The organism is Pseudomonas mediterranea CFBP 5447, assembly GCF_000774145.1.
Classification (GTDB): Bacteria; Pseudomonadota; Gammaproteobacteria; order Pseudomonadales; family Pseudomonadaceae; genus Aquipseudomonas; species Aquipseudomonas mediterranea.
The window spans coordinates 1724021-1735656 of the sequence record NZ_KN322987.1 but is presented as its reverse complement, the minus strand read 5'-3'; the positions used below and the strand labels follow the sequence as shown (position 1 = coordinate 1735656).

Genomic DNA, 11636 nt, shown 5'->3' with positions numbered 1-11636 from the left:
GTCAAAGTGTTGTGAATTGCGATCCGCCAATGGGCCAACCTTCGCTCAGGCGCTGAATGGCACTGGTCCAATCCGAAGACAGGCGATACTGTATGCACATACAGCATCGGAGTATTCCCCATGTCAGTCACCCTTCCGCCTCGCGGCCGTGGCACCGCTGCCAACCCGCACAACCGCTTCGCCCCAAGTCGTTCGGTGGTCGAGGATGACGGCTGGTACCAGGAAGTCCCCCTGACCCAAGGCACCGAAGTGCGCTTCGAAACGGCGAAGACCATCATCACTCGCAACACCTCGCCGGATATCCCTTTCGATCGCTCGATCAATCCTTACCGGGGCTGTGAACACGGCTGTATCTACTGCTATGCAAGGCCCAGCCATGCGTATTGGGACATGTCGCCGGGGCTGGATTTCGAAACCAGGCTGATTGCCAAGAGCAACGCCGCCGACGTGCTGGAGGAGCAGCTCTCCAAGCGCGGCTATCAATGCGCGCCGATCAACCTGGGCTCCAATACCGATCCTTACCAACCCATCGAGCGCGAACAGCGCATCACCCGCCGGATCCTGGAGGTACTGCTGCGCTATCGTCATCCGGTAACCATCGTGACCAAGGGCTCGCTGATCCTGCGGGACCTGGACCTGCTCACCGAGCTGGCCCGGCAGCGACTGGTGGCAGTGATGATCAGCCTCACCACCCTGGACGATGAGCTCAAGCGCATCCTCGAACCCCGAGCGGCGGCGCCCAAGGCGCGACTGCGAGCGATCCGGGTGATGCGGGAGGCAGGCATTCCCGTGGGGGTGTTGTGTGCGCCGATGATTCCGATGATCAACGACAGCGAAATCGAAAGCCTGCTGAACGAAGCCCATGCCGCCGGTGCCCAGAGTGCCTCTTACATCATGCTGCGTTTGCCGCTGGAGGTCGCGCCGCTGTTCGAGGAATGGTTGCAGGCCCATTACCCGCAGCGCGCCGCCCATGTGTTGAGCCTGGTCCGCCAGAGCCGTGGCGGCGAGCTGTACGACAGCCAGTTCGGCAAACGCATGCGCGGCGAAGGCCCCTTTGCCGACCTGCTGGCCCAGCGCTTCGCCAAGGCGATCAAGCGCTTGGGTCTCGACCGGCGCGAAGGTTACAATCTCGACTGCGAGGCCTTTTGTCCGCCGGGCCGGCAGATGTCGTTGATTTGACTGAAGTTGCCCGGCAACACAGGCCGGACAGGAAGGCACCTGCACTTTAGGTCATGCCCGAAATCATTGTCCTAGAGCCTTCGATTCAGTTTGAGTTAAGTTTCGATCGCTACCTTGTTCATCGAGTGACTGACGGGTCGAACCCTTCGACCTGGACGTTTTTTAACCAGCCACTGGCGTTATGAGGATGAATCATGAGTGACAAGGATAAACAGCCGTTGGCTGCGTCGGCTTCAGCCCAACCCGAGGCGGAAAGCGCCGATGCAGCGCTGCAGCATATTGTTGACGGCTTTTTGCATTTCCATCACGAAGTCTTCCCGCAGCAGGAAGAACTCTTCAAGAAACTCGCCACCGCCCAATCGCCCCGGGCGATGTTCATCACCTGCGCCGATTCGCGCATCGTGCCCGAGCTGATCACCCACAGCTCCCCAGGCGACTTGTTCGTGACCCGCAACGTCGGCAACGTCGTTCCGCCTTATGGACAAATGAACGGCGGCGTCTCCACCGCCATCGAATATGCCGTGCTGGCCCTGGGGGTGCAGCACATCATTGTGTGTGGCCATTCCGATTGCGGCGCCATGCGTGCGGTGCTCAATCCCGAAACCCTGGAAAGAATGCCCACGGTCAAGGCCTGGCTGCGCCACGCCGAAGTGGCCAAGACCATGGTCCACGACAACTGCCCATGCGGCGACGAAAAACAGACCATGCCCGTCCTCACCGAAGAAAACGTGATCGCGCAGTTGCAGCATCTGCGAACGCACCCTTCGGTGGCCTCGCGCATGGCCAGCGGCCAGTTGTTCATCCATGGCTGGGTGTACAACATCGAGACCAGCGAGATCAAAGCCTTCGATGCGGATCAGGGTCGTTTCCTGCCGCTCGATGGCAGCCATCCGATCCCGGTCGCGACGCCCAAAGCGCGCTTCTAATCGCTCCTAAATAAATCCTTGCGTGGTCAAGCCTTCCTGCTCTTCGAGCGGGCGGGCCTTGCCATGCCTGAAGAATCTTCGGGAGAGTCACCATGCGTGCTGCTCAATTGAAAGCTGTTCTGCCACGGGAGCTGCTGGCTTCGGTGGTTGTGTTTCTGGTGGCGCTGCCCTTGTGTATGGGCATCGCCATTGCGTCCGGCCTGCCGCCCGCCAAGGGCCTGATCACCGGTATCGTCGGTGGCCTGATCGTGGGCTTTTTCGCCGGCTCGAAGTTGCAAGTCAGCGGTCCGGCCGCCGGGTTGGCGGTACTGGTTTTCGAACTGGTGCGCCAACATGGCGTAGGCATGCTCGGGCCGATCCTGTTGCTGGCCGGGTTCCTGCAATTGCTGGCCGGGCGTTTTCGCCTGGGCTGCTGGTTCCGGGTCACCGCACCTGCTGTGGTCTATGGGATGCTGGCGGGTATCGGCGTATTGATCGTGCTGTCCCAGGTTCATGTGATGCTCGATGCGGCGCCCAAGCCGTCGGGGCTGGATAACCTGACGGCGTTCCCCGGCGCAGTCGCCCAGGCCTTGCCGTCGTTCGGCTGGCAGGCCGGCCTGCTGGGCCTGTCGACGATTGCAGTGATGTGGCTGTGGGAAAAGTTTCGCCCTCATGGTCTGCGCTTCATACCCGGCGCCTTGCTCGGCGTAGGCCTGGCCACCGTTGCCAGCCTCGTGCTGGCCCTGCAGGTCAAGCGTGTCGAAGTGCCGGACAACCTCGCCGAAGCCATCGATTGGCTGCGCCCCGCAGACCTGATGAACCTGGCTGATCCCATGTTGCTGGTCGCCGCCTTGACGGTCGCGTTCATCGCCAGCGCCGAAACCCTGCTGTCGGCGGCCGCCGTGGACCGCATGCACAGCGGCGAGCGGGCGGACTTCGACCGCGAACTGTCCGCCCAAGGCATCGGCAACATGCTCTGCGGCCTGCTCGGTGCCTTGCCGATGACCGGGGTGATCGTACGCAGCTCGGCCAACGTCCAAGCCGGCGCCACTACGCGGATGTCGACGATTTTCCATGGCCTGTGGTTGCTGCTCTTTGTCCTGCTGCTGTCCAGTGTGCTGCAAAGCATTCCGGTGGCGAGTCTGGCGGGCGTGCTGGTCTATACCGGCTTCAAACTGGTGGACCTCAAGGCGTTTCGTGGCCTGGGCCGTTATGGCCGGATGCCGATGTTCACCTATGCCGCGACGGCGTTGGCGATCATCTTCACCGACCTGTTGACCGGCGTGCTGATCGGCTTCGGCCTGACCCTGGCAAAACTGGCCTGGAAAGCCTCGCGACTGAAGATCAGCCTGGTCGATCTTCCCCAGGAAGGTGAGATGGAGCTGCGCCTGGTCGGTGCGGCGACCTTCCTCAAGGTGCCGGCGCTGACCCAGGTGCTGGGCACCATCCCCCAGGGCGTGACGGTGCATGTGCCGCTCAACAACCTGAGCTACATCGACCACTCGTGCCTGGAGTTGTTGGAAGAGTGGGGCCGGGCAAACGCCAGCAAGGGATCGAAGCTGCTGATCGAATCCCGCGGGCTCAAGCGCCGGTTGGAGGGACGGTTGCGGACAACCGCCGGGATTGGCGCAGCCTCTGCCTGATATCCCCGATTGATGTGGGAGCGAGCCTGCTCGCGAAGGCGGTGTATCAGCCAACATTTTTGTCAGCTGATAGACCGCTATCGCGAGCAGGCTCGCTCCCACCGGTTTTGTGTTGGCATTTGAAGCGGGTGTACCCACGTACACCTGTCAGCTATGACAGTAGACGCATTCGTTGAGCGAGCCTTAGTTTGTAGAGGAGGTATCTTTTCTATCTCCCCATGGAGCATTCCATGAACTATGCACTGGTATACGAGTTCAACGACTCTAATGAAGATGGTGTTCCAGAAGCCATCATCTCTCGCTACAACAACGGGTATAAGCCTGGGCTCAAACCCGATCTCGTCGTCACGGTCTATGCCAATTCCATCACCGGCCTATATGAAACCGCCGAAGGTGTGGACGATGTCGAAGGCGATGACGACATCGATGAAGATGACGCGTCCTACTACACCCTTGCCGCCGACCTGGCCAGCGCCATGGTCACGTTGAGTAGCATGGACGAGAAGCGGCTGTACAAATGCATCATGGTTTCGTTTGCCAGCAATAGCCAGAACGCTGCACTGCCCGACGTCAATATCGGTCTCTACAAGAAAGATTCCGACATGACCGACCCCGATTCAGTCGTGACGGTCACTGGCTACAACAAAGGACTCTATCGAGAAGTCGTCAACGCCACCGACGCCGACAGCGATGGCGACACGGATCTGGACGATCACTTGATCCATCGAAAGATCGCGAATTCCTTTGCCTCGATGAGAGATTTCAAGGCTTGAAGGCGGAGGGGCATCCTGACGAGCAAATGTGGGAGCGAGCCTGCTCGCGATGGCGGTATATCAGACAACTTTTTAGTCAGCCGATAGACCGCTATCGCGAGCAGGCTCGCTCCCACAAGGGTTTGGTGAATTCAGCTTTGGATCAAGCCGCCGGCTGATCCAGCTCCAACCCCACACCCAAGCGCCGCGACATGCACGGCCAGCGCTTCCAGGCGGCGCCGGTGTGCGGGCTGCTGAGTTTCTCGCGGTAAGTTTCCACCGACTCCAGGGCAAACGTCTCGTCGTTGAGCATCTCATCGAAGGCGTGATGCACCACTTCATCGAGCTGGTTGGCAAAGGCTTCGCCGATCAACTGGTGGGCAATCAGATTGGCGACCGTCATGTCCAGAGGGATCAATGGCTGGCCGAAATGCTTGATGTACAGGTCATTGACCTCTTCGACGAATCGATGGGCCAGGTAAGCCTCGTCCAGCAGGCTGTCGAGCCCGACATGGCCGGCCATGATCGTTGGCGGCTGGAGGAAATACTGTTCGGCGATTTTCAGCACCGGTTTGATTTGCGGCTCGATGCCCGCCTCCTTGGCGACCTCGTTGGCGGCGTCCAGCAGGTCGGGGACTTCATCGATGTAGGCGGCGACAAACCGCGCCAGGACGTCGCTGGCGTTCGTCTCTGGCAATTGGATAGCCCGGTGCAGGTGCGGTAACTGGCTTTCCAACTGACGGGCCAACTGGCCAGTCTCGGCTTCGTGTTGTTGGGCTTTTTGGATCTGCTCGCGCAATGCGGCGGTGTTCATGACAACTCCAGGAAAACAAAGGCAATGAAATAGGGAAGACATAACTTAGCTGGCGAATAAACACGCCTAAGACCTATTTGTCATAACTGCCTCTTCCTTGATGCATCGCTGTTATATCGGTTTGCCATCATCTGGTTTCGCATCCTTCTCCATTCGCGGCCTCCAGCGCAAGTGCTGTCTGTTTCAAACGATTTACGCCATCGCGTTGCGAGGTTGCAGTCGCTGTCTATACTCGGTTCTGAATGGAGTTAGCTGATGAACCCGATGTACGGCAGCAAGGCACGGCGGTTCGAGTTCGTAGTCTGATGTAGCCGCTCTCCTTGCCGCAGGCTTTATGCCTACGGGATAACAAGAACGATAAGGGGAACCCGCAATGACGCGACATCCACATGTTTGGATGGGCCTCCTGTTGTGTTCGATTTTCAGCCAGGCGCAAGCCGCCTGGACTGTGAATATGGCGCCTGGAGCGACACAGATCAGCAATGCAGTATTCGACCTGCACATGACCATCTTCTGGATCTGTGTAGTGATCGGCCTCATCGTCTTCGGCGCCATGTTCTGGTCGATGATGATGCACCGCCGCTCCACCGGCCAGAACGCGGCGCACTTCCACGAAAACACCCGCGTCGAGATCCTCTGGACCATCGTGCCCTTCCTGATCCTGGTGGCCATGGCGATTCCCGCCACCGCGACCCTGATCAAGATGTACGACTCCAGTGAGTCGGACATCGATATCCAGATCACCGGCTACCAGTGGAAGTGGCACTACAAATACCTGGGCCAGGACGTCGAGTTCTTCAGCAACCTGGCCACGCCCACCGAACAGATCCATAACCAGAGCGCCAAGGGCGAACATTACCTGCTGGAAGTCGACAAGCCGCTGGTACTGCCGGTCGACGCCAAGGTGCGCTTTTTGGTGACCTCCGCCGACGTGATCCACTCCTGGTGGGTACCGGCCTTCGCGGTCAAGCGCGATGCCATTCCCGGCTTCGTCAACGAGGCCTGGACCCGGGTCGACAAGCCCGGCCTGTATCGCGGCCAGTGCGCCGAGCTGTGCGGCAAGGACCACGGCTTCATGCCGATCGTGGTCGAGGTCAAGAGCAAGCCCGACTACGAGAAATGGCTGGGCGAACGCAAGGCCGAAGCCGCGCAGCTCAAAGAGCTGACCAGCAAGGAATGGACCCTGGAAGAACTCAAGGAACGTGGCGACAAGATCTACCACACCACTTGCGTGGCCTGTCACCAGGCCGAAGGCCAGGGCCTGCCACCGATGTTCCCGGCGCTCAAGGGCTCGAAGATCGCCACCGGGCCGAAGGCCGATCACCTGAGCATTGTCTTCCACGGCAAACCGGGCACCGCCATGGCCGCGTTCGGCAAGCAATTGTCGGAAGTCGATATCGCCGCCGTCGTGACCTATGAACGTAACGCCTGGGGCAACAACAAGGGCGACATGGTTACGCCGAAAGAAGTGCTGGAACTCAAACAGGCGGAAAGCAAATGAGCCGGCCTGACGTGTGTTCCCGCAACCGGTCGGGGCTCATCGCCCCGCGCCGTCCAGCCCATTCGTTCGAAGGAGACAGGACATGAGTGCTGTGATCGATGACCACGGTCATGCCGGCGCCGACCACGCCCACGGCCCCGCCAAGGGCCTGATGCGCTGGGTACTGACCACCAACCACAAGGATATCGGCACGCTGTACCTGTGGTTCGCCTTCTCCATGTTCCTGCTGGGCGGCTCGTTCGCCATGGTGATCCGCGCCGAGCTGTTCCAGCCCGGCCTGCAGATCGTGGAACCGGCGTTCTTCAACCAGATGACCACCATGCATGGCCTGGTGATGGTCTTCGGCGCGGTGATGCCGGCCTTCGTCGGCCTCGCCAACTGGATGATCCCGTTGATGATCGGCGCGCCGGACATGGCCCTGCCGCGCATGAACAACTTCAGCTTCTGGCTGTTGCCGGCGGCGTTCCTGCTGCTGGTGTCGACGTTGTTCACCGCCGGCGGCGGGCCGAACTTCGGCTGGACCTTCTACGCGCCGCTGTCCACCACCTATGCGCCGGAAAGCGTGACGTTCTTCATCTTCGCCATCCACCTGATGGGGATCAGTTCGATCATGGGCGCGATCAACGTGATCGCCACCATCCTCAACCTGCGCGCCCCTGGCATGACGCTGATGAAAATGCCGCTGTTCGTCTGGACCTGGCTGATCACCGCGTTCCTGCTGATCGCGGTGATGCCGGTACTGGCCGGTTGCGTGACGATGATGCTGATGGACATCCACTTCGGCACCAGCTTCTTCAGTGCCGCCGGCGGCGGTGACCCGGTGCTGTTCCAGCACGTGTTCTGGTTCTTCGGTCACCCCGAGGTGTACATCATGATCCTGCCGGCCTTCGGTGCCGTCAGCTCGATCATCCCGGCGTTCTCGCGCAAGCCGCTGTTCGGCTACACCTCGATGGTCTACGCCACGGCGGCCATTGCGTTCCTGTCGTTCATTGTCTGGGCGCACCACATGTTCGTGGTGGGCATCCCGTTGGTGGGCGAGCTGTTCTTCATGTACGCCACCCTGCTGATCGCCGTGCCCACCGGGGTGAAGGTGTTCAACTGGGCCAGCACCATGTGGCAAGGCTCGCTGACCTTCGAAACGCCGATGCTGTTTGCCGTGGCGTTCGTGATCCTGTTCTCCATCGGGGGTTTCTCCGGGCTGATGCTGGCCATCGCCCCGGCGGACTTCCAGTACCAGGACACCTACTTCGTGGTCGCGCATTTCCACTACGTGCTAGTACCTGGCGCGATCTTCGGGATCTTCGCCTCGGCCTACTACTGGCTGCCGAAATGGACCGGCCACATGTACGACGAAACCCTCGGCAAGCTGCACTTCTGGCTGTCGTTCATCGGGATGAACATGGCGTTCTTCCCCATGCACTTCGTCGGCCTGGCGGGCATGCCCCGGCGGATTCCGGACTACAACCTGCAATTCGCCGACTTCAACATGGTGTCGTCCATCGGCGCGTTCATGTTCGGCACCACGCAGATCTTCTTCCTGTTCATCGTGATCAAGACCATCCGCGGCGGCCCGCCAGCACCGGCCAAGCCGTGGGATGGGGCAGAAGGGCTGGAGTGGAGCGTGCCGTCGCCGGCGCCGTATCACACCTTTACTACGCCGCCGGAAGTGAAATGAACACGGTTGCCCGTGTGGGAGCGAGCCTGCTCGCGATAGGCGCGACTCGGTGTGCCAGATGCACCGCTAAGCGCTCGTCCGAGCGAGGGTGTCCCCAACCACCGGAGGTTGAGAGCCATGGCTGATTCCATCTCGATGAAGAAACTGGTCACCCGCCTGATGATCGTGGTGGTGGCGATGTTCGTCTTCGGTTTTGCCTTGGTGCCGATCTACGACGTGATGTGCAAGGCGTTCGGCATCAATGGCAAGACCGCCGGGCAGTACGAGGGCGAGCAGGTGGCCGATGCATCGCGGCAGGTGCGCGTGCAGTTCCTGTCGACCAATGCGGTGGACATGCCCTGGGACTTCTATCCCAAGGGCGATCAACTGGTGGTGCAGCCGGGCGCGGTGAACGAGATGGTCTTCGTGGCCCACAACCCCACCGACCGGCCGATGAGCGCCCAGGCCGTTCCGAGCATCGCGCCGAGCACCGCGGCGGCGTACTTCCACAAGACCGAGTGTTTCTGTTTTACCCAGCAAGTGCTGCAACCCGGTGAACGGATCGAAATGCCCATGCGCTTCATCGTCGACCGGGACATGCCCAAGGATGTGAAGCACCTGACGCTGTCCTACACGCTGTTCGATATCACCGCTCGTCATCCACCGGTGGCTCAAAACACTGAACGATAGCGTGCCCGATAAGGAGAACAATAAATGGCAACTCACGAACACTATTACGTTCCGGCCCAGAGCAAATGGCCGATCATCGCCACGGTCGGGATGTTCGTCACGGTGTATGGCCTGGCGACCTGGTTCAACGACCTGAAGGCCGCGCGACCGGAATCCCACGGCCCGCTGATCTTCTTTGTCGGCGGCCTGCTGGTGGCCTACATGCTGTTCGGCTGGTTCGGCGCGGTGGTCAAGGAAAGCCGCGCCGGGCTGTACAGCCCGCAGCTCGATCGTTCGTTTCGCTGGGGCATGAGCTGGTTCATCTTCTCCGAGGTGATGTTCTTCATCGCCTTCTTCGGTGCGCTGTTCTACGTGCGCCACGTGTCGGGACCGGCCTTGGGCGGCGAAGGCACCAAGGGCCTGGCCCATATGCTCTGGCCGAACTTCCAGTTCACCTGGCCCTTGCTGAACAACCCCGACCCGAAACTGTTTCCGGCACCCAAGGAAGTCATCAGCCCCTGGGGCCTGCCGCTGCTCAACACCGTGCTGCTGGTCAGCTCCAGCGTCACGGTCACCATCGCCCACCATGCCTTGAAAAAAGGTCACCGTGGCGCGCTGAAACTGTGGCTGGCGATCACCGTGCTACTGGGTTGCGCGTTCCTGGGCTTCCAGGCCGAAGAATACATCCACGCCTACAAGGAACTGGGCCTGACCTTGGGCTCCGGGGTCTACGGCGCGACGTTCTTCATGCTCACCGGTTTCCACGGCGCCCACGTCACCATCGGCACGATCATTTTGTTCGTGATGCTGATGCGGATCATGCGTGGGCACTTCGACAACGAGCATCAGTTCGGCTTCGAGGCGGCGAGCTGGTACTGGCACTTCGTCGATGTGGTGTGGATCGGCTTGTTCATCTTCGTCTACGTGCTCTAGCGCTCTTTACCAAGGCGCGTGGGACACCAACTGGCCGCTGAAAAAGCCCCAGGCGATCAAGCCGACGGTGACAGCGGCCAGGCTGACCCGAATCGCCAGGGCGATCATCAGGCGATTGGAATCGCTTTCGTCCTTGACCAGAAAAAACAGGCCGCTGAACAGGCTGGCAACCGTGGCGATCAGCATCAGGACGATGGCTGCTTTTAGCATCAGGGACACTCCGGGGGGACGCGATGCACGTGAGTATAGCTTTCCCGTTCGACGACTTTCGGGCGGCACCATGAAAGGCTTCCGGCCGGGCATCGTGCCGTCACTGGTGGTCGCCGTGCTGGTGCCGGTCATGGTGTGCCTGGGCTTCTGGCAATTGAGCCGGGGCGAACAGAAGCGCGTGCTCATGGCGAACTACGCCGAGCGTCGCGTGGCGTCGCCGATGGACAGTGCCGAGTTGCAACAGACCGCGGATCCGGCCTTTCGACCGGTGCTGCTGAGCGGTGAGTTCGACGCCGAGCACAGCATCCTCCTGGACAACCGCCAGCACGACGGCAAGGTCGGCGTCGAGTTGCTGCAACCCTTTCTCGACCACCGGACCGAGCTGTGGCTGCTGGTCAATCGCGGCTGGCTGCCGTGGCCTGACCGCCGCACCCCGCCGGTCTTCGACACCCCCGAACAGCCCCTGAACCTGGAGGCCTGGGTCTACGTCGCACCCGGCACCACGTTCCAGCTCCACGCCGACCCCACCGGCGCCCCATGGCCGCGACTGGTCACCGCCATCGAGCCGGCCAAGCTCTGGGCCGAGCTGGATCGCAACGGTTTCGCCTACGAATTGCGTCAACAAAGCGGCCCAGGCGCCTACCGGACCGATTGGCCGGTGGTGAGCATGGGCCCGGAAAAACACCTCGGTTATGCCGTGCAGTGGTTCGCCATGGCGGCGGCGCTGTTCGGCCTTTTCCTTTATCTCGGATGGCATAACGCAGGGAGACACCATGGGAAGCGCCATGAATCCAACCAACACGTCTGAGGCACCCTCGGCGCACAGCCGTCGCAAGGGGCGCCTGCAATTGCTGCTGATCGTCTTCGGCGTCATCGGCCCAATGATCCTCGCCACCGGCATGTACAAATTCCAGTTCTGGGTACCGAACAGCCGCAGCTATCACGGCGAACTGATCGGCACCGGCCAGACCCGCGCCGAGATCGGCGTGCAGGCCGATGAGCAACGCTGGCAGATCCTCGTCACCGCGCCGAAGGAATGCTCGGTGGACTGCCGGCAACTGGTGTACCTGGCCCGGCAGGTGCAGATCGGCCTCGGTCGCGACGCCTCCCGCGCCAGCCATGCCCTGGCCATCGCCCAACCGCTGGACGCCGAATACGACGCCCAGCTGCAGCGCGAATACCCGCAACTGCAACGCTACCCGCTGGACCTGCCGGTCTATCAGAAAGATGTCCAAAACACCGACGGCGCCCAGCTGTGGATCATCGACCCCCACAGCAACCTGGTGCTGCGCTACGACGCCCGGGTCAAGGGCAAGGACCTACTCAACGACCTGCGGCACCTGCTGAAACTGTCGAACATCGGATGAGGGCATCGA

Annotated in this window: 12 protein-coding genes; 10 read left to right on the top strand and 2 right to left on the bottom strand. The window is 61.0% G+C overall.

All coding sequences use genetic code 11. The features are described 5' to 3' along the window. Positions 1–120 precede the first annotated feature (120 nt). From N005_RS27560 to N005_RS27545, 4 genes are all read left to right on the top strand, one after another. Complete coding sequence (locus N005_RS27560) at positions 121–1179, top strand: PA0069 family radical SAM protein (protein WP_047704035.1); 1059 nt, start codon at positions 121–123, stop codon at positions 1177–1179. 194 nt (positions 1180–1373) lie between these two features. Then, positions 1374–2105 carry a carbonic anhydrase gene (locus N005_RS27555; RefSeq protein ID WP_047704034.1) on the top strand — a complete coding sequence of 244 codons (732 nt, stop codon included), beginning with the start codon at positions 1374–1376 and terminating at the stop codon, positions 2103–2105. A 92-nt stretch (positions 2106–2197) separates the two neighbouring features. Further along, entirely contained in the window at positions 2198–3727 is a 1530-nt protein-coding gene (locus tag N005_RS27550; protein ID WP_047704033.1) for a SulP family inorganic anion transporter, read from the top strand. Positions 3728–3957: 230 nt separating this feature from the next. After that, positions 3958–4500: a hypothetical protein gene (locus N005_RS27545; protein ID WP_047704032.1), complete on the top strand. Its 543-nt coding sequence runs from the start codon at positions 3958–3960 to the stop codon at positions 4498–4500. 142 nt (positions 4501–4642) lie between these two features. On the opposite strand, the gene N005_RS27540 is transcribed toward N005_RS27545, so the two are convergent. Then, entirely contained in the window at positions 4643–5293 is a 651-nt protein-coding gene (locus N005_RS27540) for a hypothetical protein (RefSeq protein WP_047704031.1), read from the bottom strand. A gap of 373 nt (positions 5294–5666) precedes the next feature. Here N005_RS27540 and coxB point away from each other — a divergent pair, with 373 nt between their 5' ends. The 4 genes from coxB (at position 5667) to N005_RS27520 (ending at position 10050) form a co-directional block, all read left to right on the top strand. Then, the gene (gene coxB / locus N005_RS27535; protein ID WP_047704030.1) at positions 5667–6794 is read left to right on the top strand and encodes a cytochrome c oxidase subunit II; all 1128 of its coding nucleotides are present in this window, start codon (positions 5667–5669) and stop codon (positions 6792–6794) included. Between the two features lie 82 nt (positions 6795–6876). Continuing rightward, a complete protein-coding gene (gene ctaD / locus N005_RS27530) occupies positions 6877–8469 on the top strand; it encodes a cytochrome c oxidase subunit I (RefSeq protein WP_024778458.1) in 1593 nt (530 codons plus the stop codon). Positions 8470–8586: 117 nt separating this feature from the next. After that, positions 8587–9138, top strand: a complete 552-nt coding sequence (locus N005_RS27525; RefSeq protein WP_047704029.1) for a cytochrome c oxidase assembly protein — start codon at positions 8587–8589, stop codon at positions 9136–9138. A gap of 24 nt (positions 9139–9162) precedes the next feature. Continuing rightward, the gene (locus N005_RS27520; protein WP_047704028.1) at positions 9163–10050 is read left to right on the top strand and encodes a cytochrome c oxidase subunit 3; all 888 of its coding nucleotides are present in this window, start codon (positions 9163–9165) and stop codon (positions 10048–10050) included. A 6-nt stretch (positions 10051–10056) separates the two neighbouring features. Here the strand turns inward: N005_RS27520 and N005_RS27515 are convergent, their stop codons facing one another. After that, positions 10057–10260 carry a twin transmembrane helix small protein gene (locus N005_RS27515; RefSeq protein ID WP_047704027.1) on the bottom strand — a complete coding sequence of 68 codons (204 nt, stop codon included), beginning with the start codon at positions 10258–10260 and terminating at the stop codon, positions 10057–10059. A gap of 70 nt (positions 10261–10330) precedes the next feature. On the opposite strand from N005_RS27515, the gene N005_RS27510 reads away from it, so the two are divergent. After that, the gene (locus tag N005_RS27510; protein ID WP_047704026.1) at positions 10331–11068 is read left to right on the top strand and encodes an SURF1 family protein; all 738 of its coding nucleotides are present in this window, start codon (positions 10331–10333) and stop codon (positions 11066–11068) included. Then, positions 11034–11627, top strand: coding sequence for a hypothetical protein (locus N005_RS27505; protein ID WP_047704025.1), 594 nt, complete (start codon positions 11034–11036; stop codon positions 11625–11627). Before N005_RS27510 ends, N005_RS27505 begins: the two co-directional genes overlap by 35 nt. Positions 11628–11636 lie beyond the last annotated feature (9 nt).